26 protein-coding genes are annotated in these 24,357 nt (G+C 42.2%); 6 read left to right on the top strand and 20 right to left on the bottom strand.

Annotation, left to right across the window (positions count from 1 at the left end; all coding sequences use genetic code 11):
- Positions 1–6: 6 nt before the first annotated feature.
- The 6 genes from QWZ17_RS05420 to QWZ17_RS05445 form a co-directional block, all read right to left on the bottom strand.
- Complete coding sequence (locus tag QWZ17_RS05420; protein ID WP_290303999.1) at positions 7–417, bottom strand: cytochrome c maturation protein CcmE domain-containing protein; 411 nt, start codon at positions 415–417, stop codon at positions 7–9.
- A 579-nt stretch (positions 418–996) separates the two neighbouring features.
- Positions 997–2,433, bottom strand: coding sequence for a Glu/Leu/Phe/Val family dehydrogenase (locus QWZ17_RS05425; RefSeq protein WP_290304000.1), 1,437 nt, complete (start codon positions 2,431–2,433; stop codon positions 997–999).
- Between the two features lie 152 nt (positions 2,434–2,585).
- Positions 2,586–2,795 (bottom strand): CcmD family protein, encoded by a 210-nt coding sequence (locus QWZ17_RS05430; protein WP_290304001.1) that lies wholly within the window; start codon positions 2,793–2,795, stop codon positions 2,586–2,588.
- Positions 2,795–3,469, bottom strand: a complete 675-nt coding sequence (gene ccsA, locus QWZ17_RS05435; RefSeq protein WP_435404576.1) for a cytochrome c biogenesis protein CcsA — start codon at positions 3,467–3,469, stop codon at positions 2,795–2,797. Before ccsA ends, QWZ17_RS05430 begins: the two co-directional genes overlap by 1 nt.
- Before the next feature lie 242 nt (positions 3,470–3,711).
- A complete protein-coding gene (locus QWZ17_RS05440) occupies positions 3,712–4,899 on the bottom strand; it encodes a carboxypeptidase-like regulatory domain-containing protein (protein WP_290304003.1) in 1,188 nt (395 codons plus the stop codon).
- A 138-nt stretch (positions 4,900–5,037) separates the two neighbouring features.
- Complete coding sequence (locus QWZ17_RS05445) at positions 5,038–5,358, bottom strand: hypothetical protein (protein WP_290304004.1); 321 nt, start codon at positions 5,356–5,358, stop codon at positions 5,038–5,040.
- A gap of 346 nt (positions 5,359–5,704) precedes the next feature.
- Between QWZ17_RS05445 and QWZ17_RS05450 the strand changes: the two genes are divergently transcribed.
- On the top strand, positions 5,705–6,142 hold the full coding sequence (locus QWZ17_RS05450; RefSeq protein ID WP_290304005.1) for a hypothetical protein: 438 nt from the start codon (positions 5,705–5,707) through the stop codon (positions 6,140–6,142).
- 67 nt (positions 6,143–6,209) lie between these two features.
- On the opposite strand, the gene QWZ17_RS05455 is transcribed toward QWZ17_RS05450, so the two are convergent.
- From QWZ17_RS05455 to QWZ17_RS05475, 5 genes are all read right to left on the bottom strand, one after another.
- The gene (locus QWZ17_RS05455) at positions 6,210–7,583 is read right to left on the bottom strand and encodes a di-heme oxidoreductase family protein (RefSeq protein WP_290304006.1); all 1,374 of its coding nucleotides are present in this window, start codon (positions 7,581–7,583) and stop codon (positions 6,210–6,212) included.
- Positions 7,584–7,591: 8 nt separating this feature from the next.
- Positions 7,592–8,662, bottom strand: a complete 1,071-nt coding sequence (locus QWZ17_RS05460) for an imelysin family protein (RefSeq protein WP_290304007.1) — start codon at positions 8,660–8,662, stop codon at positions 7,592–7,594.
- Between the two features lie 7 nt (positions 8,663–8,669).
- Entirely contained in the window at positions 8,670–9,092 is a 423-nt protein-coding gene (locus QWZ17_RS05465; protein WP_290304009.1) for a QcrA and Rieske domain-containing protein, read from the bottom strand.
- A gap of 13 nt (positions 9,093–9,105) precedes the next feature.
- Positions 9,106–10,344, bottom strand: a complete 1,239-nt coding sequence (locus QWZ17_RS05470) for a hypothetical protein (RefSeq protein WP_290304011.1) — start codon at positions 10,342–10,344, stop codon at positions 9,106–9,108.
- A gap of 104 nt (positions 10,345–10,448) precedes the next feature.
- Positions 10,449–11,132 (bottom strand): heme exporter protein CcmB, encoded by a 684-nt coding sequence (locus QWZ17_RS05475; RefSeq protein WP_290304013.1) that lies wholly within the window; start codon positions 11,130–11,132, stop codon positions 10,449–10,451.
- Between the two features lie 85 nt (positions 11,133–11,217).
- On the opposite strand from QWZ17_RS05475, the gene QWZ17_RS05480 reads away from it, so the two are divergent.
- Genes QWZ17_RS05480 through QWZ17_RS05490 form a run of 3 tightly spaced genes read left to right on the top strand, consistent with a single transcriptional unit; the run spans position 11,218 to position 12,347 of the window.
- Positions 11,218–11,400: a type II toxin-antitoxin system HicA family toxin gene (locus QWZ17_RS05480; RefSeq protein ID WP_290304030.1), complete on the top strand. Its 183-nt coding sequence runs from the start codon at positions 11,218–11,220 to the stop codon at positions 11,398–11,400.
- Positions 11,401–11,434: 34 nt separating this feature from the next.
- Entirely contained in the window at positions 11,435–11,821 is a 387-nt protein-coding gene (locus QWZ17_RS05485) for a hypothetical protein (RefSeq protein WP_290304014.1), read from the top strand.
- A 40-nt stretch (positions 11,822–11,861) separates the two neighbouring features.
- The gene (locus QWZ17_RS05490) at positions 11,862–12,347 is read left to right on the top strand and encodes a methylated-DNA--[protein]-cysteine S-methyltransferase (protein ID WP_290304015.1); all 486 of its coding nucleotides are present in this window, start codon (positions 11,862–11,864) and stop codon (positions 12,345–12,347) included.
- Here the strand turns inward: QWZ17_RS05490 and QWZ17_RS05495 are convergent.
- From QWZ17_RS05495 to QWZ17_RS05530, 8 genes are all read right to left on the bottom strand, one after another.
- A complete protein-coding gene (locus tag QWZ17_RS05495) occupies positions 12,336–14,279 on the bottom strand; it encodes a hybrid sensor histidine kinase/response regulator (protein ID WP_290304016.1) in 1,944 nt (647 codons plus the stop codon). The two genes, QWZ17_RS05490 and QWZ17_RS05495, sit on opposite strands and share 12 nt — an antisense overlap.
- A 25-nt stretch (positions 14,280–14,304) precedes the next feature.
- Positions 14,305–14,895: a chemotaxis protein CheB gene (locus tag QWZ17_RS05500; protein ID WP_290304017.1), complete on the bottom strand. Its 591-nt coding sequence runs from the start codon at positions 14,893–14,895 to the stop codon at positions 14,305–14,307.
- Positions 14,885–15,715: a CheR family methyltransferase gene (locus tag QWZ17_RS05505; protein ID WP_290304018.1), complete on the bottom strand. Its 831-nt coding sequence runs from the start codon at positions 15,713–15,715 to the stop codon at positions 14,885–14,887. The genes QWZ17_RS05500 and QWZ17_RS05505 overlap by 11 nt, the downstream gene beginning before the upstream one ends.
- 3 nt (positions 15,716–15,718) lie before the next feature.
- Positions 15,719–19,162 carry a response regulator gene (locus QWZ17_RS05510; protein ID WP_290304019.1) on the bottom strand — a complete coding sequence of 1,148 codons (3,444 nt, stop codon included), beginning with the start codon at positions 19,160–19,162 and terminating at the stop codon, positions 15,719–15,721.
- Positions 19,163–19,258: 96 nt separating this feature from the next.
- Positions 19,259–19,684, bottom strand: a complete 426-nt coding sequence (locus tag QWZ17_RS05515; protein WP_290304020.1) for a hypothetical protein — start codon at positions 19,682–19,684, stop codon at positions 19,259–19,261.
- Positions 19,685–19,846: 162 nt separating this feature from the next.
- Positions 19,847–20,176 (bottom strand): gliding motility protein GldC, encoded by a 330-nt coding sequence (gldC, locus tag QWZ17_RS05520; protein ID WP_290304021.1) that lies wholly within the window; start codon positions 20,174–20,176, stop codon positions 19,847–19,849.
- Positions 20,177–20,195: 19 nt separating this feature from the next.
- Positions 20,196–20,462: a hypothetical protein gene (locus tag QWZ17_RS05525; protein WP_290304022.1), complete on the bottom strand. Its 267-nt coding sequence runs from the start codon at positions 20,460–20,462 to the stop codon at positions 20,196–20,198.
- 27 nt (positions 20,463–20,489) lie between these two features.
- Complete coding sequence (locus tag QWZ17_RS05530; protein ID WP_290304023.1) at positions 20,490–21,845, bottom strand: DEAD/DEAH box helicase; 1,356 nt, start codon at positions 21,843–21,845, stop codon at positions 20,490–20,492.
- A gap of 213 nt (positions 21,846–22,058) precedes the next feature.
- Here QWZ17_RS05530 and QWZ17_RS05535 point away from each other — a divergent pair, with 213 nt between their 5' ends.
- Positions 22,059–22,700, top strand: coding sequence for a hypothetical protein (locus QWZ17_RS05535; RefSeq protein WP_290304024.1), 642 nt, complete (start codon positions 22,059–22,061; stop codon positions 22,698–22,700).
- A gap of 163 nt (positions 22,701–22,863) precedes the next feature.
- On the opposite strand, the gene QWZ17_RS05540 is transcribed toward QWZ17_RS05535, so the two are convergent.
- Positions 22,864–23,748, bottom strand: coding sequence for an NmrA family NAD(P)-binding protein (locus QWZ17_RS05540; protein ID WP_290304025.1), 885 nt, complete (start codon positions 23,746–23,748; stop codon positions 22,864–22,866).
- An 87-nt stretch (positions 23,749–23,835) separates the two neighbouring features.
- On the opposite strand from QWZ17_RS05540, the gene QWZ17_RS05545 reads away from it, so the two are divergent.
- Positions 23,836–24,255, top strand: a complete 420-nt coding sequence (locus QWZ17_RS05545) for a winged helix-turn-helix transcriptional regulator (RefSeq protein ID WP_290304026.1) — start codon at positions 23,836–23,838, stop codon at positions 24,253–24,255.
- The last annotated feature ends 102 nt before the right edge of the window (positions 24,256–24,357 follow it).

Raw genomic sequence — 24,357 nt, forward strand, 5'->3', positions numbered from 1 at the left:
ATGGTTTTATATGCTGGCCGATTTAGCCTTAAGTTCTGTAGTTTTTAATTCGCCCTGCTGGTATTTGGATGGGCATTTCATCAGGATAGCCGACGCGTGAAACTCGTTGCCTACCATAGTACCGGTAAGTACCAGCTGCTCGCTACGCTCAAAATCCTCTGGCTTGGTACCGGTAAATACAACTTTACGTTCTTCACCCTTGTTATCTTTCATATAAAACGAAAAGTAATTGGCATCCTTAGTAGCATCAAAATACAGCTCCTTTGCTTTATTAAGGTGACCAACAATATGCAACTCGCTGGTAGTTTTGGTAGCATCGTTAAAAGACCCGTAAGTACTTGAGTTAGCGTATACACTTATGATAACCGCTATAGCGATAGCTATAACAACAAGGCCAAAAATTGAACTTTTTTTCATCTGCGGTTTATAAAATAAAAATCGATTTGCAAAAATACAAAACGTATAGCTAATAATGTTTATTACGGGGGATATGTGTTATTTAGAATTATTCTTGATAGAGTAGAGTAAGGATGAGGGAGTAAGGACTTTTTTGAATGATAGTAAACCGTTTACAGCTATTTTGTCTGAACCACGATTTATTGGATTAAAGGATTCTCAGGATTTTATTCAATGTTTAGTTTTTTTCTGAAAGCAAATCCTATAAATCCCTTAATGCGTTGTGCGCGTATGAGCGGATAGCACGGCCCAAAGGAAACGCCCGAAAAAACAAAAAGAGGCAAGTTTTTAAACTTACCTCTTTTATATTTTCAATAGTGACGCCTAACAGTATTAGATTATTTCGGGCCTACCATAACAAGTTGTAGATCCAAACTTACGAAGTTTTAAAAACTTCGTAAGTTTTTCGTCGCTTTGTCACTTCTGCCTTTAAAGTCCTCGGTTCAGATAGCCACAAGCATATGGTTGTTTCCCACCACCCCAATGACCAATGACAGCGAAGCGAAATGACCAATGACGGCGCAGCCAAATGACTAAAGATTACGGCCAGATACCCAAATTCTGGTAGCTAACTGCGATCTTATTAATAGCACCCACCATGGCAGCGCTTCTTAAGGTATCAATTGCCGGGTTGCTTTTGTAAGTTTCCCTGATCTCGTGGTATGAGCGGATCATGGTATCCTCTAAGCCCGAGTTCACCAGCTCTAACTCTGACGCGCCTTTTATGATGGTTGAGCGTTGCATTGGGGTTAAAGATGTACCGGTGATACCTTCTACCATATTTACCAGGTTAAGGTTTGAGTTTTCTTCAAACCTGCGGTTCATGCGGCCAAAGGCTACGTGGCTCAGGTTTTTTAACCACTCAAAGTATGATACGGTTACGCCGCCGGCATTGGCATACATATCCGGGATGATCAAACCGCCGTTCGCGTAAAATATGGTTTCGGCCTCGGGCGAGGTTGGACCGTTTGCCCCTTCGGCAATAATTTTTGCCTGTATGTTGCGGATATTGGCTTCGGTAATCTGGTTTTCTAACGCTGCAGGTACTAAAATATCGCATGGCTGCTCTAAACCTTCCATGGTATTTTTAAACTCCTGGGTAGCACCGGCGTAACCTAAAATAGATCCGCTGGCTTTACGGTGTTGGAATACGGCTTCAACATCTAAACCATTCTCATTGTAAATAGCGCCTTCAAACTCGCATAAACCAACAATGATGGCACCAAACTCGGCCAGGAATTTAGCCGAATAGTAGCCCACGTTACCCAAACCCTGTACAATAACTCTTTTACCTGATAGGCCTGGCAGTAAGCCTAACTTTTGCATATCATCGCCAAAGCTTACACACTCGCGGATGGCAATAGCCACGCCCCTGCCGGTTGCTTCTCTCCTGCCTGCAATACCATGCAAGGCGATAGGTTTACCGGTAACCGCGCCCATAGCATCCAGCTGACCAGGGTTCATGGTGGCATAGGTATCGGCAATCCAGCTCATTTCGCGTTCACCGCTTCCGTAATCGGGCGCGGGTACGTCAATGCTTGGACCAATAAAGTTTTTCTTGATCAGCTCTACCGTGTAACGGCGGGTAATGTTTTCCAGCTCGCTTACAGTGTAGTTTTTAGGGTTTATTTTGATACCGCCTTTTGCACCACCGAAGGGTACGTTTACAATGGCGCATTTGTAGGTCATAAGCGCGGCCAGGGCCATCACTTCATCCTCATTCACCATTTCGCTGTAACGGATACCGCCTTTGGTTGGCGATTGGTGGTGCGAGTGCTCTACACGCCAAGCGTCAATTACCTCGAAGCCATTACCCCTGCGGATTGGGAAACGGAAACGATAAACACTGTTACATGATTTGATTTGATCAAGCAGGCCGGCATCGTGTTTGGTAAATTGAGCGGCATAATCAAAGTTTTTACATACGTCGCCAAAAAAGTGTGTTTCTTCGTCAGCAACCAAAATATTGGTATCCATAATTATTGTATAAATATTAAACTCTTAAAAAAGTGAGCAAATTTGGTACAATTTTTATCAATATTGCAAATATATTATAGTTAGTGTAGTGCTTACACACTATGCATGCATAGTAAAATCAGTGTTTAAACAACATAGGCCATGTTTTTTTGTTAGCCGTTTTTTTCGATTTTTTTCAGCCTTCTGTCTATAGAAAACAGATAAATGGCCAAACCCACAAAAACGATTACAATAGTCCCCACCACAACATATATTTTCCCCGAACCGCGTAACGCGTCGGCCATTTCAACAGGCTGGTTTTGCTGCGCAAACGCGGTAGCAAAGCTCAGCAACAACATTAACATTAATGTTAACTTCTTCATTAATTTATTTGATTCTTTTTGTTTTCAATTAAACGGATGCGGTAACGTACCGATGCTATCCAAACGCCCATAAAACTCCAGGCAATAAATGCAGGGTATAATACAATGCGCATGCGGTTATCTAAATCGAGCTTGCCAAAAGCGGGGTTACCGCCATTGCCGGGGTGCAAAGAATCCGTCATGCGGGGCAGCACCATAATCAGCACGATCATAATAGGGAAAGCGAAGATGTTATAGATAGCCGAAATTTTGGCCCGCTTCTGCTCCTCATCAATAGAATTACGTAATACCGAGTAAGCGCAATATAACAAAAAGGCTATGGCCGCGCTGTTTTGTTTAGGATCGTTACTCCAGAAAGCTCCCCATGTAAACCTGGCCCAAAGCATACCGGTTACAAGCCCAATAACAAAAAAGAAAATACCGGTATTGGCACTTTCAACAGCAATCAGATCGTACTCCTCCTTACCTGTTTGCAGGTATTTGATACTGTAGTAAACAGATATAGTAAACACCGTGAACATGGCCATCCACATAGGGACATGGAAATAAGTATTACGGATAGTTTCGTGCAGGATGGGCATGGCTGGCACGCCAAGTAATAAGCCCGCAATCAAAGTGTAAATGATTACAATTACGGTTACTACCTTCCACCAGGTTTGATAAATAAACTTCATATTATGCAACAAAGGTAGCAATTAGTCATTGGTCATTAGTCATTGGTCATTAGTTTTTTTGTGCAGTCATTGGTCATTGGTCATTGGTCATTGGTCATTGGTCATTGGTCATTGGTCATTGGTCATTGGTCATTGGTCATTGGTCATTAAGGCAAGTCGAGCTTTCAAAAGCTGTTTTAAAAATTTTCAAATAAAAACTAATGACCAATGACAGCGAAGCGAAATGACCAATGACGGCAAAGCTAATCCCCCGGCTCGTAGTCTACCGGTAATAAATCGCATAGTTTAGCTTTTGACCAGGTGCCTTCGTACAGTGGGGCGGGATTTGATATCACGATGCCGTTTTGATCAAACGCGGTATAGCCACCATACTGGGTTATGATACTGGTTTCAAAGTTTTCCATATCCAGCGGACGGTATACATCTTTAAACTCAGTAAGCTCATGCTTTTTGGTGTATACCACATATAAAAAGTGCGGGAACGTAATGGCATAAATACCGGCCTGCTGCGTCTGGCGCAGAATTTCTAAAGACTGATATGGAATTTTCACCACGTTCTCGTTATTCCACTTGGTGTAGTTGGCAATATGATACCAATGAATCAGCGAATCGCGGTTGGTTTCTTTATAACGTTTTATCTTTTGCTGGATAACTTCCTCGGGCGGTCGTTCCCTGTTCAGTGTGCGGGTAAAATCATGGGCTTCAAAGCCTTCTTCCTGCAGCTTATTTTTATACAAAGCCCTAAAAAATTGTTGTGGCGAACCATAGTAGGCCTCTTCCCTTTTCAATTTCCAAAGCTTCTTTTGCTCGGGCGATCCCGGCAGGCTTTCGAACAGCGCGCGACCAGTATATTGAATAGTATGCTCAATAGCATCGCTTACAAAATTCTTCAACAGGTATTTGGTACGATAACCCAGCGCACGGTTCTCCACCACTAAAAATTCATCCCCATCGGCCGATAACTGTTGTTTAGTACGGTTGTAAACCAGGTTTAGGATATGCGGATTAAGTACTTTGCAAAGTTCGGAGTTTTTGGTAGTACCAATAAACTCCCGCCTGAATTGTTCGTAGTTTTTTTTCCAGTCGGCATTGCTGCTGATGACTACTTCGCGCAGCATGAGTACCTTTTGGTTAAGCGAGATATCCAGCTTGATTACATCATGCCCTACCTGTACCGTTTGCGAATAATCTTCATAACCAACCACCGTAACAATCAGCTCATACTGACCAGGCTTCACACCCGAAAGCGTAAACGAACCATCCTCGGCAGTTGATGTACCATAAGTAGCATTGTTTAAAAACACGCTGGCATTGGCAACGGGGGCTTTACTTTCGCCGTGCATCACTTTCCCCGTAATGGTAGCGGTTTGCGCCAAAGCAACAAAGGGGAACAGTAAAAATAAAATCAGGGATAACCGGTACAGCCGCATCGATATTGTAAAATGCTCAAATTTATTCCAAGCTACCAAAAAAACACATTTTTTATGAACGCACGATGAATTAAGCTGATAATTATTTTGTGATATAGGATTTTTACAAAGGAGGGGATGCGAAAATTAATTGTAACGTTAATTCCTTTGATATTTCAACAACTCCGTCAGCAATTGCTCCCGGTTCAAAATCTCTGGGTGAATGATGATCCATCCCCGACCATTCATTTTCCGAGAGAAAGCAGAAATACTTTTATCATAAAGGTTGATGGTACCGTTTGGCTTTTCGTTAATAATTAAATTATCCCAGGAGATATTTTTATAAGGCATCATTTCGGCCTTTGACTCTACGCCGGCATCGCTAAGCATTATTTGTTGTGTTTTGTAACTTTTCTTTACCCGTTTAGACGCCAGGTAAATAGGTAAAAACAAGATAGGAATTATGAAAAGCTGGCTCATTAAAAGTCTTTGAATATCGCTCTCCTTTCGGGTTAAGTATTGAGATCCTACAACAAAGACCATCACGAGCAGCAAAATTATAATGTTTTTTAAGGCCAATCTTTTAACAAGTGTGTCGATCTGAGTTTCGTCAATTTTGTATATCTGGCTTTGCATTAACTAATAAATTTTCATTTTGGAGGTAAAAATAAAAAAGATGTTTTAACAACAAACTGTTTATACAAATACTTTCTATTATTGCGGTAACTATCACACCATGCAGGAAAAAACTATTCATATCCCATTTAATCGAACCTACTTTTTAAACAAGCAGCGCGTTCATTGGTCGTTATCAAACTCTAAAATAATGAAGCGTTATTTTATTTTGACGTTAATAATTATGATTGTGGCAGCAGCAGTATTTTCCGGCGATACCAGCAACCGGTTTCCAATCGATAAGATTATTGAAGGGGGCTCGGTATTTTACCTGTTTTTATGGTGGTTAACTTTTATAGAACGATGGGTTCGCTTTTCCCGAAAAAACAAAGCCCGCGCGGAGCGGCTTGAAAAGGAAATGATGGACTGTACATTTACCTTTAATAATGAGGGTATAGATTATCGGGATAAGGAAAAGCGTTTGCAATTGAACTGGTCGCTTTTTAACTCCGCCATAATTTATAAAGACACTCTTTTTATTCTGGTTAAAGAATCTGCGGGCGTAATGTTTTTCTTTAGTCGCGAAGAACTTGGCGACGCGGAGTTTAATGAAGTATTTGAATTGCTGCAAAGCAGGATTAAAAAGTAGCTTATAAAAAAAGACAGGATAAAATTACCCTGTCTTAATTCTTCATTCTAACCTCTTGACTCCTCCCCTAAAGAGTTCCTAAAAACTTCAGCACCAAAGCCCTGTCTGATTTGGATAATTTGGAGAAATATACCTTCGATGCTTCGGCCTCTCCTCCATGCCACATAATGGCTTCGGTTACGGAGCGGGCGCGGCCATCGTGCAGGTAATAACCGGGACTGTTCACTTTTTCAAATAAGCCAAGGCCCCAAAGGGAGGCGGTGCGCCATTCCTGTCCACCGGCTAAAAAGTCGGGGCGGTTATCTGCAAGGCCTGTGCCCATGCCATGTACCAGCATATCTGTATAGGGGTGTATCACCTGGTTTGATATGGAAGGGAAAGATACATTAACAGCTGTAGTTAACGTTTGCCTGTGGCAAACCGCACATTTGGCCGCTTTAAATAACGCCTCCCCTCTTAGCGCGTCTGCATCAGTAACACTGCGACGGGCCGGTACAGCCAGCGTGGCGGCATAAAAGCGTACGGCGTTTAAGGTACTATCCGGTAATTCGGGATCATCCTTCAAACCATCGTCCTGGGTTTGGCCAAAGCTGCTCTCTACCGGGAAAATCCGGTTGGTGATGCCAATATCCTGGTTATAGGCAGCGGCAACCTGTGTTAATATAGACGCGGTATTAGCTTTCCAACCAAAACGCCCTAACTGGCGCGATTGCGTGGCTACATCCCAAACATAGTTTGGCTTGCCTTTTATACCATCGCCGTCGGCATCGTTGGGGTCGGCCATAGCAACAATTTCACTTTCGGGAACGGCTTCCAGCAAACCTAAACCAAACATAGGCGGTGCCAGGCGTGGCGAAAGCATGTAGTTGCCAGTTATAGGAGCGTACAAATTGGTTAAGGTATATGTTGGTGCCCTCAATTCGTAAGTTTCGCCATCGGCAAAACTGTAGGTGGTATAAGTGTAGTTGATATTTACTTTAACCTCGGGCACTTTGCCATAAACAGCCTTATCCTGTAACTGTAATCCGTAGCCGGGTACCGCTACCGGACCGCCATGGGCATCGGTACCGGGTAAACTTATCCGCACCAATAATGAAGAACGTGAGTCGCCGGCTGTGGGTAAGCCAATGCCGTCATTATGGTGGCACGATATGCAGGAGTTATTGTTAAAAACAGGTCCTAAACCACTGTTAATAGGAGCAGGCGCGGTAACAAAATTTTTGCTGAAAGCCGCGTCGCCAAACGCGTGCACTATCTGATCACGATCAGACAATCCCGGAAACATATTGCTGAACGCGTGCGATGTAATATCAAACACGGTTGCTACACCGCCCGATAAACGCGCGTCATAACCTGTATCCGGAAAAGTTGCCGCCTTTTGGCATTGCGACAAAACAAGCACTAAAATTGCTAATACGCCTACTACTGATAACTTCTTCACCTGTGTACTTAGTCTTTAATATTTGCTTCAACAAAAGCGTTTAAATCAACATCTAATGTGCTTTGCAATGCGGCGATAGCATCCTGGGTTGCTTTTACCTGCGCGCGCTGGTTATAAATCGCTTTTTCGAAGGTTTGAGTGATAGTAGCAAATTGTGCCAATACAGTGTTGTATTGAGTTTTGATCTTTGCATCTAACGATACGTTTTTAGCAGCTACCAAAGTACTTAAGCTTGCAGTACCGGTTTTGCCACCATAAGTACAGGTATAGGCGTTAAGGATACCTTTAATGTTGTTTGTAAAATCGACAGTTGAGTTGTGTGAAAACGATGATTCATCTAATGTACTGTCGCGTTGCGAATACGGATCTTCCATTTTGCTGGTGCCAACCTCGCCGCAAATATCGCTCATTGAGCCAACCATTGCTTTAAACAAGTCTTTACGGGTTTTGTATACCGTGCTGCCGCTACCTGCTGTTGTTACTGTTGTAGAATAATTGCCTTTTGCAGTATCCCAGCTATCGCGAAGCGCTTGTGTGGTAGCTACTAAACTTGTAGTAGTTGCCGCCAGGTAAAGTTTTTCACGCGCGGTGATGTCTGTGGCTTTTTTTGTACCACCTTCACCAAAAATGATGTACTCAATACCGTGGAAACCTTTGGCTGTACCATCCAGCCCATCAATGTACGATGCAGAAAACACATCAGCACTGGCTAAACGGGCATCAACATCTGTTTTATTTAAAGGCCAGCTATCCATAGTAGGGTCGTAATCATTATCCTCTACCGGACCAAACAAAAAGCCTTCGCATGATTCCCATGGTTCGCGGGTAGCTTTCCAGGCATCCTGGGCCGCCTTTAAATTGGCAGCGTTAGGGGTGGCAATTAACAACGTAACCGCTGCCTGTAACTTAACAGCGTTATCATTAATTGAAGCATAGTTAGGGTTGGCAACAACACTTACAAACTGAGTAATAACTGTTGCTTCGGCATCTGTAGTTACCGGGGTTGGCGTGCTTTTGGTGCTGCAGCTGCTTAAGGCAAGCAGGGCAGCGCCTGATAGCGCAAGTAATGTATTTTTCATAGGTAGATTAACTTAAATGGATAATTATTTGATCTGATTGTACTTCTGTGGCATATTTTTTTAACGGACGTTCGGCAGGGCCGATAGTTACTTTACCGGCGGCATTAAAGGTACTGCCATGCAAATCGCATTTGTAACCATTACCGGTTGGGGTTAATTGATTGTCAGCATGTGTACATTTTAAAAGCAGCGCGGTGTAGGTGCCATCGGCCTCCTTTTTAAGCCCTATATTGTAATACTGATTTTTGGGTTGGATGAGCTGAAAATTGGTGGTAGCGAATATAGCCGTAGGTACGCTCACCTCATTATTGGCAACCGCGGTTTTATAAACCGGCAGCGTAGCGCAACCTTCCAATGAACCTATCACCATACCCGCGCCAACAGCTACACACAATGAGCACGACTGTTGTATAAATTTCCTTCTGTCCATTTGATCAATCAGCTTAAAATGAATATCCTATACCCAGGTTTATCAGGGCGTTGTTGTTTTGGTAAGGTAAAGCCACCGGGCTTGGGTTTATTACCAACGCCGGGTTTTGCGCGCCGCCGTGTATCAACCTTACATCGGCCTTAACGGCTACGTTACGTAGTGGCAAATAAGTAAAGCCTGCCACCACATGGTTTTGATTTAAAGTTTGATCGGTGATACCGTTGGATGGGATGCTGGAGTTAAGGTTAAACTTTTCATCGCGTACAAATAAAATTAGTTGTGCAGGATTCGCTTTACCATAACCCTGGCGATAAAGCAGGTCGTAACCAATTTCGGCATAAGCACCATAGGCAGTTTTTGGGGTGTTGCTGGCGTAGGCCTTGTTTATTTTATCAGCATCGGGGATAGATAAAATCGTTCCTAATATTTTTACCTGGAAACCCTGGTTGCTGTATTGAATGTCACCTTCACCCATAGCCACCGGGGTACCAAATACACCCGAGTTTAAGCCAAGGCTATCGGCCTCTGTTTTCCTGATTCCTACTGTACCGCCGTAGTAGCCCGATACCTGAGCTTTAAAGCCGCTTTGGTAATATTGTACAGCGCCTGTTATTGCAAGGTTGGTACCTGTTGCGTTACGACCTTCAAACCTACCGTCTACAATTCCGGTTCCATGTGTGAAACCGCCAGCACTTAAACCATTCATTAATCCTAACGAATAATTAACAGGCAGGTTATTTAATCTACCGTAAAACCCAACACCCAATTCGCGCCAGGTAGCCGGGATTATCAGTGTTTCTACATAGTTACGTTCGTTACCATTAAAGGTGGTGGGCAGGTGATTTTCGTTAAGGATACCTATTCTTGGTAAAAACAAGCCGGCAACAATGTAATGGTTGGGATTAAGGCTGAATTTTAAATAGGCTTGCTCAATAGTGATCTCGCCGCCTGGTTGACCGCCGTTTACTTTGGCGTCTTCCAGTTCCATTTCAGAAAAGAAAGAAATTTTATCGCTGAATTTGTGACCGATGAATAATACAAAACGCTCCAGATCAACCTTCGCCGTTTTTTGATTTTTGTTGTACTGGTAAAAAGCATTTCCATAACCACCAATAGTTGTATTGGATAGGAAATTTTTAGCCGAATTGTTATTTAATGAATCTTCGGCAGTTGAATTATTAGGTTGTTGCGCTAATAAGGTGCCCGAAATAAAAAGAGAAGATATAACTAAAGTAAAGAATTTACCATGCATCGCCAAGAGTTTAATGTGGCAGCAAAAATAACCGTTACTTAGACTTAATCCAAATAAAGTTTTTAATCAATCTAAATAAAATATAACTAATTAGTTTTCAGATATTAATCCCGCCACAAAAAGGGGAATAACAGTAAAGCGGTAGTAATTACGATGGCGTTTATGGCAAACAATACACCAATATCACCGTAGCTAAAACTGCGGTCAATACCATCCATCGCCCTTTTACTGAGGCGGATAAGAATTAATATTACTGGGATGATGACCGGAAAGCTGAGAATAGCCATTAATGTGCCGTTATTGCCGGCCTTTGAAGCAATGGCCGAGATCATGGTAAACACCGTTGAAAAACTAATGCTACCCAGTAATACTGTTAAAAAGTAAAACAAAGAGTCGCCAAGGGGTTTTACAAAAAATATCTTGTATACCAATAATGCCAGGACGCTGATCAGCGACATCAGCAGGATATTGTAAATGGTTTTTGACAGAATAATAGCCTGCGGACTGGCAATGGAATAATAATAAAGCAGGCGCCCCTTACTTTCCTGCATAAAGCTTTTGGCGATAGCATTCACTGATGCAAAAAGCATAATGATCCAGAATAACACATTCCAAACCACTGCGTACCCGCTGCTACCGCTAAAACCAGGTGTAAGGTTAAAGGAGATGTAGCAAACAAACACGGTTGATACCACGTACAGCAAAATACCGTTAAAAGCGTATTTTGAACGCCACTCCAATAAAATTTCCTTTTTGAGTAAATGGATGGTTTCGTTAACAAGCTTCATGCGGCAAAGGTAATAATTTGTGAATAGGCGACGATTATTTTGTGCGCCGTATTTGAATAAAGTAGCAAAAATGCTACCTTTACATATGAATTGCAAGGAACTGATAAGAACCTTGAAAGCTGATGGTTGGATTGAGAAAACTCAAAAAGGCAGTCACTTACAAATGGTTCATCCAGTAAAACCCGGAAAGGTTACTGTTCCTGTGCATTCGGGAGACATACCAAGGGGAACGTTGAATTCTATATTCAAACAGGCGGGGCTTAAATAGCCCCTCTGTTTGATTCTCATTAAAAGTAAATATTATGGAAAATATAAAGCTTGAACTGATACTCGAAAAAGGCGATGAAGGACTATGGGGACGCGTTACTTATAACGACAACCTGATAACAGATTTTGGGCAAAACATTGCCGAAATAGACAGTAAAATTAAAAATCTACTTTTCGAATTTGAAGAATTAAACCCAGATACAGTGGTATTTGACCACGTATATGATATGTATGCGTTGTTCCGCGAGTTTGATTTTTTAAATATTAGTAAAGTAGCTAAATACGCGGGGATTCATGCCGGCTTATTGAGGCAATATTCGTCGGGCGTAAAGCATCCGTCATTTAATCAGGCTAAAAAAATAGAAGACACCATCCACCGACTTGCCGATGGCATGAAGAAAGCGACCATTTACGTAGAATAAACTTTAAGATTAATCAGCCGCCTAACCAATTAACACTACCATGCCCATAGCCTATTACCGTACGCCAATAGGAATCGTTCGCATAACGCAGAATGATGAATTTATTTCGGGGATTTCTATTCGCGATGAGGAATATGAAATTGAGCCGCCCGCTACTCCACTGTTGCAAATGGCTATTGATGAACTACAGGAATATTTTGATGGCAAAAGAAAAACGTTCGATTTCCCCATAAAACAGCCTGGCACCGGTTTTCAGCAGCAGGTTTGGGATGAGCTACTGAAAATTGAATACGGCACTACCACTACTTATTTGCAGCAATCACAACGGATGAACAATCCTTTGGCCATAAGGGCCATAGCATCTGCCAATGGTAAAAACAACTTGTGGGTTGTAGTGCCCTGCCACCGGGTTATTGGCTCCGATGGCAGTTTAACCGGCTACGCGGGCGGGCTTTGGCGCAAACAATGGCTACTGGAGCACGAAGCCCGCGTTTTAGGTGTAGGACAAACTAAATTAAACTTTTAGCGCCTTAGCATTTGAATTTAACAGCTTACTTATTTTTTCATGTAGCTGGTATGGCTGAAATGGTTTTGATAATACATCATTCATCCCAGCGGTAAGCGCTTCCTGCTGCTCGTGACCAAATGATGCCGCCGATAGTGATATAATGGGGATGCTCCTTTTAGGCTCGGCAAAATCAACCCTGATGTTCCGGGCTGTTTCATAACCATTCATCTCAGGCATGTGTGTATCCATCAAAATAATATCATAGTTGTTGGCGGTTAGCTTATCAAGCGCTTTGCGTCCGTTATCAACCATATCAATTTCCATTTGCCAGTCTTTCAAAATTTTAGACAACATAAATTGATTTACCATATTATCCTCGGCCACCAGCACCTTTACACCTACAAAAGGAGTAAGTGCCTTATCGGGCTTAGCATTGGCTTTAGCAACCGGTTTACTGGCAATGGTATGCCAGTTTATGAAACTAAAAGTACTGCCTTTGCCGAGTTGACTGCTTACGGTAAGCTCGCCGCCTTTTAACTCAACTAAATTTTTCACAATGGCCAACCCAAGCCCGGTACCACCGTATTTACTTACGGTATCCTCTTCGGCTTGTTCAAATGATTCAAATATCCGGTTAATCCTATCGGCAGGAATACCTATGCCGGTATCTTCAATGCTGTATTTTAATTTCACTTTATCATTGTGCCTTTGCAATACCGATACCTTAAGCTTTACATAGCCCCTTTCGGTAAATTTAATAGCGTTGCTAAGCAGGTTCATCAATATCTGGTTAAGTCGCAACGAGTCTACCATCAGGCTTTGCGGTACATCAGGATCTATCTCCAATAAAAATTCTATGTTGGCTTCATCGGCCCTGTATTTTAGCAGATCAAAAACCGATTTAATGATATCTGATACATTATTGGGCGTACGGATAATGTTAAACTTGCCAGCTTCAATTTTAGAAATGTCCAGCACATCGTTAATAACACCTAATAACGATTTAGATGATGTTTCCAGCAAATCCAGCATCCCTTTTTGTTGTTCATCAACATTGGTTTTAAGCAACATACCGGTAATGCCTATAATACCGTTTATAGGCGTGCGCAACTCGTGGCTCATGTTAGCCAAAAAGGTTTCTTTTACCTTTTTAGTATACTCGGCCTGTTCTTTTGATTTGATAAGCTGTTCCTGGTAACTTTTTTGTGGCGAAATATCACTGATATTGATAAAGATCACCTTATTGCGATACGATGCGCGGCACTCTACCCAAATAACGCATTTATCAAACCTTTCAAACCTAAATTCAAATACGGCAAAGGGCAGGTTATCTTTAATAATTTCGCCCAGTTTTTTTCTAAACGCGGGCTGGTGCTCGTCTATAGCCAGGTTTACAACACTTTTACCCAAAAGCTCCGCCGGCTTAAAACCCATAATGGGTTCAACAGCGGGGTTAATGTTTTCTATACGCAGGGTTTGCGCATCAACAGAACAGATAATATCGGCCGAGTTTTTTACTACGATAGAATAGTTTTGCAGTTCATCATTTTTTAGCCTGATCTCGGCTTGTGTGCGTGCAAGCTGCACAAATGAATCAACTTTGGCCGATGTGATATAAGGGTCAAGCGGCTTGTACAGGTAATCAACCGCGCCTGTGCCAAGGCCTTTTACGGCATATTTGGTTTCTTTTGATATAGCGGTAACAAATATTACCATAATATCTTTTGTGCGCGGGTTTGATTTTAGCATTTCAACCAATTCAAAGCCATCCATTTCGGGCATTTGAACGTCAACCAATGCTATGGCTATATGGGTTTCCCAGGCTATTTTTAAAGCCTCGTTGGGAGATGTTGTAGAAAAAATGCGGATATCGTCGCGCTTTAATAAGGCCTCAAGCGCTATTATGTTCTCTTCCCTATCATCAACAATAAGAATATTTACAGGGGTCATGTAATATTAATTAATGTATGGTGAATCATTCTGTTTGCAATAAATTAAAAATCTCGTCTGTATGTAATATGTATTGAGCAGCGCCAATATTTATGGCTGCCCTGGGCATTTCGTCCATTTCTGCATCTTCGGGGTGTTGTGCAATAGTTGTCGCGCCGCTTTGTTTCAGTTTCAACAATCCCTCGGCCCCATCCTGGTTTGCGCCGGATAGCAGTATAGCTATGCAGCGTTCCTTGTACACTTCGGCGGCACTTTCAAAAGTTACATCAATTGATGGCTTTGAGTACCACACCGCGTCAGAAACATCCAAACCAAAGGTACCATCTTTTTCTATCAGCGTATGATAATTTGCAGGTGCTATATAGATAGTATTCTTATTAAGAGTATCCTTATCAACAACTTCGCGTAACAACATACGGCTATTTTCGGCAAACAGTTTTTCTATCTCGCTAAAAAAATTTTTTTTGCGATGAATAACGATGATTACCGTTTTATTGATGGCAGGCGATAAAGATTTAACAATATGAAATAACAGCTTGAACGACCCGGCCGATCCTCCTAACAGCAGAATTTCGGCATCATGCCAGCGTTCGAGTAAATTTTTATCAGGCCCCAATTTTTTGATAAATATTTTCTTTCTGATTGATGACCTTAAACTTCTTTTTGAAAGCATCTGAGCGGATAGTTTCTTTACTACCCAGGCATAAATACCCTAAATGGCACAAACTTTTATAAAACAGATCAAGGATGCGTTCCTGAAGGTCTGTTTCGAAGTAGATGAACACGTTGCGGCAACTAATAAGCTGAAATTCATTGAACACCCCATCTGACACTAAATTATGCACCGAAAACAGGGTATTTTGCTTCAATTCGTTATGAATAGATGCCGCATCATACAATATCGTAAAATTATCTGATATTGAACCTTTTAAACCGGTAAACTGGTAGTTTTCGGCATAGCTTTTTATGTTACGCAAACTATAGATGCCACGGCGGGCCTCCTTCAGTACCTCGGTATTGATATCGGTGCCGTAGATGAATGATTTTTGGCTAAGCCCGGCCTCACGCATCAGTATGGCCAGGGAATAAGCTTCCTCGCCGGTTGAACAGCCCGCGCACCATATTTTTGAATGCTGATAGGTTGAAAGGTAAGGTACTACCTGGTTATTTAGGGCTTTATAAAACGAGGGATCACGAAACATTTCGGTAACGTTTACCGTGATCTCCTCTAAAAAATCCTGGAAAAAATGCGGATCATTTACCAGGGTATGCTTCAAATCATAAAAGCTAAGCTTTTTTAACTGCATGATCCTGGTAATCCTGCGTTTTAACGAAGCTTTGGTATAGCCCGAGAAATCAAAACCATGAAATTTCTTTACCAGGTCTATCAGTTCGGTAATCTGTACAGATGATATAATAACGGAAGTATCGGTCATAAATTAACTTTCAAGCCACAGCTGCATCAATGAAATAAGCCTGTCCATATCAACCGGTTTAGTGATATAGTCGTTGGCTCCGGCCGCTATGCATTTCTCGCGGTCGTCTTTCATCGCTTTGGCCGTTAAAGCTATTACAGGTAGCTTAGCCCATTTGTTTTGTTTGCGTATATACCTGGTAGCCTCATAGCCATCCATCTTAGGCATCATGATGTCCATCAGCACAATGTCAATGTTGGGTATTTCTTCTAATTTGTCTATCGCTTCCTGGCCGTCGTTGGCAATCTCTACCACCAGGTCGTAACTTTGCAGGGCGCTGCTTAAGGCAAAAATATTACGCATATCATCGTCAACAATAAGCACTTTTTTGCCTTTAATAGCATCCTTACCTTTTGATGGCAGTTTTGCTTTCGGCGGCGCGGCCTGCACATTTACCGATGACTCGCTTATTTTGTTCAGGAACAGGTTAACCTCATCAATCAACCTATCGGCCGATTTATTGGTTTTAATCACCATAGCGTTGGCATACTGCATTAACCTGTTTACCGATGTTTTATCCAACTCCATAGCGGTATTTACAACAACCGGCAATGATATGAAACGATCAACCTCCTTGATCTTATCTAACAGATCAAGGCCCGAAATATCTGGCAGGTTTAAATCAAGGATCACACACTGGTATTCATTTTCATGCAACATCCTGAACGCCGATTCGCCGTCAAAAGCCTGGTCGACAGTAATGCCCTGGCTTTGCATCATATCCTTAAGTGCCTGGCTCTGGGCGCGATGATCTTCAACCAATAATATCTGTGTAAACTTGGTACCGCTTTGCAGCATAATATCTGCAAAAAGCTTATCCAATGTTTCGGTATTGATAGGTTTTTTAAGGAAACTGATAGCACCCTCTTTACGCACGCGGTTTGCCGCGGCCTCGCCAGCCGACATCAGGTGTACCGGGATATGCATGGTTTCCGGATCGGCTTTCAGCTCTTTCAGTATCTGCCAGCCATCTTTACCAGGCAGCATAATATCCAGAATCACGGCGTCAGGTCGGGCCTCCTTTACAGTCTCTACAGCGCGGGTACCTTCATAAACCATGATAGATTTATAACCATGATCGCGGGCGTAATCCTGTAATATATTGGCAAAGTTTTTATCATCTTCCACAATAACCACCAATGGCTCGCGGTTATCTTCTCTTACCAGGGCCTTGGCAGGTTTAAGGAAGTTAGCTTCGGTTTTGAAGGTTTGCGCAGTTGGTAACACTACGTCTTCTTCAGCTACAGGCACTATTTTGGCTTCATACGGTATGGTAAGCACAAACTCGCTGCCTAATCCAGGCTCGCTGCTTAATGTTATACGGCCACCTAATAACACAGATAGTTCCCTACTGATAGATAACCCTAAACCGGTACCACCATATTTACGGCTGGTTGAACCATCGGCCTGCTGGAAGGCTTCAAAAATAATGCGCTGCTTATCGGCAGGAATACCAATGCCCGAATCTTTGATTGCAAAGGCGATAGTTTTATCCAAAGCACCCGGACCAACATTGATAGATATAGAACCATGCTCCGGCGTAAATTTAAACGCGTTGCTCAACAGATTTTTAATTACCTGCTCAACGCGCACCTTATCGGTAAACACCGTAGCAGGAACAGTCTTAGCTATACTGGTAGTATAGTTAATTTTTTTGTTGCTGGCTACTTCGGCAAACAGCATTTCCATATCGCCCAAAATTTCGGAAATTTTGATATCCTCATTTTGCATATCCAGCTTGCCCGATTCAATTTTTGAAAGGTCAAGGATATCGTTAATCAGCGTTAACAAATCGTTACCGGCGTTGAAGATAACGCTGGCATATTTAATCTGATCTTCTGACAGGTTGAGCGGTTTATTATCTTTAAGGATACGCGCCAGTACCAGGATACTATTCAGCGGTGTACGCAGTTCATGGCTCATGTTGGCCAAAAACTCCGATTTGTATTTGCCGGTAGTTTCCAGTTCTTCAACCTTAACGTTGATGGCGGCACGGGCCTCTTCAATAGCCTGGTTCTTTTCTTCAAGTAAACTGGCCTTTTCTTCCAGTTCGGCATTGATGGTACGCAGTTCTTCCTGTTGTACGCGCAATTCCTCTTCTGATGCCTGCAACATTTCTGTTTTGTTCATCAGCTCTTCGTTGGTAACACGCATTTCTTCCTGCTGCGCTTCCAGTTCTTCGGCCTGTTGCTGGGTTTCCTCAAACAGATCGTGCATAATAGTACGGGCCTGCGCGGTGTTTATGGCAATACCAATATCATTTGCAATAGCTTTAATGTAAGTATTATCATTAATGGCAATTTCGCCGGCAAATGCTATTTCCATTACTCCCTTCAGCTTTTTATCGAAGAAGAAAGGAATGATAAATGTTTCTGTTAAGATTTCTTTTACTATTGATGAAGATAGCTCCAGCCTTTCGTTCAGCTTACCTTTAATAACGGCGGCCTTTTCATCGGCAGCAACCTGCCCAAGCCAGCCTTCAGATAGTTGTACCGTTTTTTTAAGCAGTTCGGGATTATGAAACGCGTAAGAAGCGTACAGATCAAGGCGCTGCAATTTATCATCGTATAAATAAAATGTACCTGCGGCGGCTTTGGTGTAGGCGCAAACTTCGGCAATAATATTTTGAGATAGTTCCTTTTCGCTCTGCTGGCCCTGCATTTTTTCGTTAAGAGTGCCCGTACCGGTAAGCAGCCAGTTTTTGGCTTCGTTTTCGGCCAATACTTTGCCAAGTTCAATATTGGCTATCTTAATTTCGTCCTCAATTTTTTTCTGCTTATCAAACGTTTTTTGTATGTACCCGAACAACCATAAAATAATGATCAGAAATATAATTGAACCACAAACAATAACGATAATGGCAAAGTTGGACGCCTTTTCTGAGCTCGCTTTTCTATCAGCCAGGAATTTATTTTCGGTGTTGATGATATGTGCTATTATCCCCCTTATCTCATCCATGTTATGTTTTCCGTTCAAAAACATATCATTCTGAACCATGTAATCAAGCCCCTTACTATCCCGGGTATCGATGTTTAGTTTCAGGATGATCCTCTGGGCGGCAACAAGCGAGGTTAATGAGTCTATACGTTGCTGTTGTACCAGTTTATCTTTGGTAAGATCGCGCAGTTCCTGCAAGTCCACTCCTAAACGGGGCAAAGCTTCGTTGTACGGATCAAGAAATATCTTTTTCCCCGTAGCACCATAGCCTCGCATGCCGGTTTCGGCATCAATTAAATGTTGCAATAAGTTATTTGATGATTTGATAACACTTTGGGTATGATCAACCCAAACATTATCATCCTCCAACTGGCGAATGCTGGTGTAGGATAAAATACCTACTACCAAAACCAACAGGATTGATACCACAAAGCCAGTCAATACCTGCTGACGGAAAGAAAATTTCAACATTTATAGATCTTATTTACTTGACACAAAGATGTTCAAAAAAAAGCTGTTTACGTAAAGTAAACAGCTAATAAACATTTAAAGAATAATTTGTTAGCTTCAAACGGTTTCGGGCGGGGCAATATAGCCTTTGGCCTTGCCACTTAATGAACCCGCCAACGCCAAAACCGGCCCGGCAAATAAAACAAACCATCCCCATTTAAATTTGATATGCCTTGTTAAAAAGGAATCAAACTTTTTGAAAGGTATAAAGCTAAAAGCAGTTTGAACTTTAAAGATAGCGGCAGCGAACAAAACCACGACCAACAAAAGCGACGCCCAGGCCGCAACCCGCGTTAACTTTTGCTGATTAAGGAAAGAGGCAAGCACACCAACTACGGCAACCAGCAAAATAACCAAACCATATGGCTGGTTAAGCTGGTAAACATCCCAGTTAAACAAGCCTAACGGGCGTAACAAAGGGCAATAAGTACCTGCAAATAGCAGCACAAAACCAAGGAAAGATAGAATTGAACTAAGTCTCATTTTAGTAGTAAGTATCAAGTAGTAAGTAGTAAGACAGCTGCAAGATTTTAGTAGTAAGTAGCAAGACCGCTGCAATTACATTCATCAAGCAACTCTGTCAAAGTAGCAAATTCCTGTCTCAAAGTCAAAAATCTTACTACTTGATACTTACTACTAAAAAATCTATTGTTTAATTTCCATTTTATCGGCAAAGTGGGCGCAGTAGTCGCGCAGGTCTTCTACTATGGCTTTTTCGCCGGTGGCGCGTAAAAAGCTGTCGCCCATGGTTTGCAGAGTTTCGTAAAAAAAGCGTTTCATTTCGTCAACCGGCATATCTTTAGTCCAAAGGTCAATACGCAGGGTGTTTTTATAGCTTTGATCCCAAAGGGCCAGCATAAATGATTTTACGGGCAAGGCTTCCTTTGATTGAGAATCGGTTGATTCCCACATGATATTTTCAGGAACGTTGCTATCATCAAGGGTAACGGTCAGCTTTATTTCAGCAGTTTTCATTTGAATTTAAATGTAAATTTTATTTAACAAGAAAGAATATGATGGTCACTAAGGCTATAAAGCATAACTCAATGATCCATAGTTTTTTTAGTTCGGCAAAAAAATTGCGGAAGATGAGATCCAGGAAAAATACCACAAAGGCAAACAGCACAAAAATCCAGCTGATGGTACCGCTAAAGTGCTCAAGCGGGTGACCTATAATTGTGGCGCCATTGATCCATATATAAACCGCTACCACTAAAAAAAAGGTAGTGGCAAAATTTAGCGGGGTGATACGCAATTTCATCTATAAGTATTATTGGAGTTTTATGGTTTATTTCTTTTTACGGGACGATGATTTGCCTTTTTGCCCTCCGGCCATTTTATAAGCCTTGCCGTACTTCACCTTGTTTTTGGCAGCATCAAATTTTTTATGCTGATTAACAGTTTTCTTTTCATGGAAAGCCCCTTTAAAGTCGGGATCTTCCTTACGTTTCTGTAAATCAATCTCTTTATTTTGGTCCTGGCGCTCATCGTAGCCTGTGGCCTCAATAAACACATCATCAGGGATCGGTGTTACAGGCATACTCTGCTTAATCAGTTTTTCGATCTTTTGTACGTAGTATTCTTCAGATGGCGCGCAAAATGTAATTGCCACCCCCGATTGCAGCGCCCTGCCGGTACGACCTATCCTGTGCACATAATCCTCAATAACAACCGGCACGTCAAAATTAATCACATGGCTTACATCGCTTACATCAATACCGCGCGATGCCACATCTGTAGCCACCAATATTTTTACCTCATCATTTTTAAAAGAGTTGATAGAGTTGATGCGGGTATTTTGGCCCTTGTTGGCGTGTAATACCTTTACCCCTGCTTCGCCGTATTTACGCTGCAAAAACTTGTAAACATCTTCGGCAGCTACACGGGTTTTACAAAATATAATCAGCTTGGTAATGTCGCCTTCCAAATCCAACAGCTTTTTAAGCAGGTTTATTTTGGTTTTAACATTGGGCACATGATATAAATGCTGACTAACCGTTTGCGCCGGTGTAGCCTGCGGACTAACCTCTATAATAGTTGGATACTCCAGAAAATTATTGGATAACTCATGAATCCTATCGCTCATGGTAGCCGAGAAGAGCAGGTTTTGCCTTTTAACAGGCACTACTTCCAAAATACGGTTTATCTGGGGCATAAAGCCCATATCCATCATTTTATCGGCTTCATCCAATACCAGCACCTGTAGGGTTTTGGTAACAATGTGGCCGGCGAGATAGATATCCATAAAGCGGCCGGGAGTAGCCACAATTATATCAACCCCTTTATTAATTTGTTCTATTTGCGTTTTAGGACCAAGGCCACCGTATAAAACCACCACGCGCAAATCGGTATTGGCGGCAAAGGTTTTAACGTTTTCTTCAATTTGCATGGCCAGCTCGCGCGTTGGCGAAATGATAAGCGCACGCGGGTTATCGCCCTGCGCGTATTTTAGCTTCATGATAATAGGCAAAACATAGGCAGCGGTTTTACCGGTACCGGTTTGCGCTATACCCATCACATCCTGCCCGTTCAATATAGGTGGAATAGCCTTTTGCTGTATAGGCGTAGCTTCGGTATAACCGGCATCGGCTATCGCGTTTAAAATTTGCCGGTTAAAATTAAATTCTTCAAAAGTTACACCCATGCCGCAAAGATAGGCTTTTTGTTTTATCGGGCCATTTTAACTTATTAGCACCTAACCTTAAGCGCAAGTTTTACGTTTAAATGAGGATGGAGAAATGACTTTGTGAAATAATTAAACAGGCTTTTGAGGATTTTAAGGGTAGTTTTCAAATCGCATGTTTCGTTTTGATGGCATTGTTCGTATCCATATTTTAATAAACATATATACTTACAAATGAAAAAAATCTTACTGATTATCCTTTTAACTACTATGGCAGCAGGCGCTGCAAACGCACAGATTGGTACCGGTCGTTATTACGTTGGTGGCAGCTTTAACTATAACTATGATAGTTACGGTTATACCAATACTTACAATTATACAGAGGGGACTACCGTTTACAAAAATCACGGCATATCTACCCTACAGATCAATCCAGACTTTGGCATGTTTTTATCAAAAAACTGGTCGATAGGTATCCAGCCGGGCTATTCACGTACGGCAGGTACCGAAACATCTACCTATACCGCTTTGGCCGGCAGCGGCACAACCAGCTATGTTTATAATCATGACTATCATACCGATGCGGCCTCTTTCGGCATTCATTTCAGGTATTATTGCATGTTGAACGATAGGATAGGCATTTTCCCGCAATTTGGCGTAACTACTACCAACGATGTAAATAACCTCAAATCGGGTTCATTAAACCTTGGCGGCAACCCCAACATCGTATTTTTTGCAACCCCGAAACTGGCCGTTAACCTTGGTTTTGGCAATTTGATGTACACGCACGATTATCAAACCAAAGCCAACTCATTTAATGTTGGCTTAAATACCAATATTGGTTTCGGTGTGAATTATTATTGGGGGAAGAAATAGAATCAAGAATCAAGAGTTAAGAATCAAGAGTTAAGACTTTTGGACTGTTGGATTTTGGGACTAAAGAATAAGGACTTTTTTGCTCATCGACCTGTAGATGGGGAAAAATCCAAATTTTAAACAAAGCCGCCTCCTGTTTAGGCGGCTTTGTTGTTTTTGAGTGTTATGCATTATAAACAGCTGCAAACTCTTTGGCAAAATCGGTTAGTTTGATTTTGCCTGATGTTGTTGGCTGGTGCTTATCATAATCTTCCCATATTGCGCCGCTGCGGATGGCGGTGCCCATTTCCACAAAGTTTTTGACCATTTCTTCGGGTACGCCGTGCTGGGTCATGCCTCCGTAAGCTTGCTCATCGGTAAATTCAACCCATGGTAGTTCGGGCTTGCCAATGGCCGCGCCTAAGGTTTTGGCAAGTTGGCCTGTTGTGGTTTCATCGCTTACCAGGTAGCGTACACTTTTACCGGCAAAACTTTGCTGCAATTCTTCGGCAACGGCGGCGGCAATATCTGTAGGGTGTACCATTACCAGCCTGGCATCTGCAGGGTAGTTAGCGCCTAATATGCCCGCGGTTTTAATCATGGGGATATCATTAAACAGGTTAATGTAAAAGAACGGTGCGCGGATAAATTTAATAGCTACATCTTCCAGTCCGCTTAAAATTCCTTCCACATCATGAACTCCTTTAATAGGGCCGGTACCTTCACTTAAGTGCGCGCCGATGCTGCTTAACGCTACTACCCGCTTAACGCCAGACTGCCTGATGGCCTCTGCATAATTTTTACCTGTTTGGCCCTGATATTCACGCAGACTGGGCGCGCCAAAATTTGGTGGTACCATGGCGTAAACCGCGTCGGCCCCGGTAAAGGCAGAAGCGATGAAAGTAACATCGGTTAGGGAACCGATAGCGGCCTTTGCGCCCAATGCTTCAATTTCTGCAGTCTTATCTGAGTTACTGCTTACAATGGTTAACTCGTGCCCTGCTGCAATTAATATTTGAGCCAACGGTTTGCTGATGTTACCGGTTGATCCTGTGATGGTGATTTTCATAATCTTTTATATTTTGTTTTTGATGAGAGCAAAGCTATATTTGTACTTACTTTAATACAAGTACTTACCCTAAAGTATGTATCGATAATGACACAGATTAAAGAAAGCTCAACCATACAGGAAAACAAGCTCACCGCGTTTAATGAATGCCCGGTAACTTATGTTATGGAAAAAATTGGCGGCTATTGGAAACCCATCATTCTGTTTCACCTGCTCACTGGTGGTAAGCGCTACAGCGAGATAAAAAAGGCCATCCCGGCCATTACCGAAAAGGTATTAATCCAACACCTAAAACAATTGGAAACCGATGGTCTGCTTATCCGCGAATCGAAACCTGTTGTGCCGCCGCATGTAACCTACACGTTAAGCAAAGCCGGCATGGGCTTAAAACCGGTGATGTATACCATGGCCAAATGGGCCATTGAACAGGCCGATACCAACGCTAAGTTTGATTATAAAAGCTTGGATGACTTTCCGGAATCGCCGCTAATGATGGAGGAGGTTTAATTAAAAAGATATTTCCTGTTAGCGATGGGTTTAAAACCTTGAGTGTTCGAAACCTTGAATAAAAATCAATCATCGGAATACTATATCCGGATTACCTCCGCA

The organism is Mucilaginibacter flavus, assembly GCF_030409315.1.
GTDB classification, from domain to species: Bacteria; Bacteroidota; Bacteroidia; order Sphingobacteriales; family Sphingobacteriaceae; genus Mucilaginibacter; species Mucilaginibacter flavus.

Coding starts and splice junctions, on each gene's coding strand:
- QWZ17_RS05505 (WP_290304018.1), bottom strand. CDS start 15,715: ATGACCGATACTTCCGTTATTATATCATCTGTACAGATTACCGAACTG.
- QWZ17_RS05540 (WP_290304025.1), bottom strand. CDS start 23,748: ATGAAAATCACCATCACAGGATCAACCGGTAACATCAGCAAACCGTTG.
- QWZ17_RS05490 (WP_290304015.1), top strand. CDS start 11,862: ATGCCCATAGCCTATTACCGTACGCCAATAGGAATCGTTCGCATAACG.
- QWZ17_RS05470 (WP_290304011.1), bottom strand. CDS start 10,344: ATGCATGGTAAATTCTTTACTTTAGTTATATCTTCTCTTTTTATTTCG.
- QWZ17_RS05545 (WP_290304026.1), top strand. CDS start 23,836: ATGACACAGATTAAAGAAAGCTCAACCATACAGGAAAACAAGCTCACC.
- QWZ17_RS05480 (WP_290304030.1), top strand. CDS start 11,218: ATGAATTGCAAGGAACTGATAAGAACCTTGAAAGCTGATGGTTGGATT.
- QWZ17_RS05495 (WP_290304016.1), bottom strand. CDS start 14,279: ATGACCCCTGTAAATATTCTTATTGTTGATGATAGGGAAGAGAACATA.
- QWZ17_RS05450 (WP_290304005.1), top strand. CDS start 5,705: ATGAAGCGTTATTTTATTTTGACGTTAATAATTATGATTGTGGCAGCA.
- QWZ17_RS05475 (WP_290304013.1), bottom strand. CDS start 11,132: ATGAAGCTTGTTAACGAAACCATCCATTTACTCAAAAAGGAAATTTTA.
- QWZ17_RS05445 (WP_290304004.1), bottom strand. CDS start 5,358: ATGAGCCAGCTTTTCATAATTCCTATCTTGTTTTTACCTATTTACCTG.
- QWZ17_RS05465 (WP_290304009.1), bottom strand. CDS start 9,092: ATGGACAGAAGGAAATTTATACAACAGTCGTGCTCATTGTGTGTAGCT.
- ccsA (WP_435404576.1), bottom strand. CDS start 3,469: ATGAAGTTTATTTATCAAACCTGGTGGAAGGTAGTAACCGTAATTGTA.
- QWZ17_RS05420 (WP_290303999.1), bottom strand. CDS start 417: ATGAAAAAAAGTTCAATTTTTGGCCTTGTTGTTATAGCTATCGCTATA.
- QWZ17_RS05510 (WP_290304019.1), bottom strand. CDS start 19,162: ATGTTGAAATTTTCTTTCCGTCAGCAGGTATTGACTGGCTTTGTGGTA.
- QWZ17_RS05515 (WP_290304020.1), bottom strand. CDS start 19,684: ATGAGACTTAGTTCAATTCTATCTTTCCTTGGTTTTGTGCTGCTATTT.
- QWZ17_RS05535 (WP_290304024.1), top strand. CDS start 22,059: ATGAAAAAAATCTTACTGATTATCCTTTTAACTACTATGGCAGCAGGC.
- QWZ17_RS05425 (WP_290304000.1), bottom strand. CDS start 2,433: ATGGATACCAATATTTTGGTTGCTGACGAAGAAACACACTTTTTTGGC.
- QWZ17_RS05430 (WP_290304001.1), bottom strand. CDS start 2,795: ATGAAGAAGTTAACATTAATGTTAATGTTGTTGCTGAGCTTTGCTACC.
- QWZ17_RS05525 (WP_290304022.1), bottom strand. CDS start 20,462: ATGAAATTGCGTATCACCCCGCTAAATTTTGCCACTACCTTTTTTTTA.
- QWZ17_RS05460 (WP_290304007.1), bottom strand. CDS start 8,662: ATGAAAAATACATTACTTGCGCTATCAGGCGCTGCCCTGCTTGCCTTA.
- QWZ17_RS05530 (WP_290304023.1), bottom strand. CDS start 21,845: ATGGGTGTAACTTTTGAAGAATTTAATTTTAACCGGCAAATTTTAAAC.
- QWZ17_RS05485 (WP_290304014.1), top strand. CDS start 11,435: ATGGAAAATATAAAGCTTGAACTGATACTCGAAAAAGGCGATGAAGGA.
- gldC (WP_290304021.1), bottom strand. CDS start 20,176: ATGAAAACTGCTGAAATAAAGCTGACCGTTACCCTTGATGATAGCAAC.
- QWZ17_RS05440 (WP_290304003.1), bottom strand. CDS start 4,899: ATGCGGCTGTACCGGTTATCCCTGATTTTATTTTTACTGTTCCCCTTT.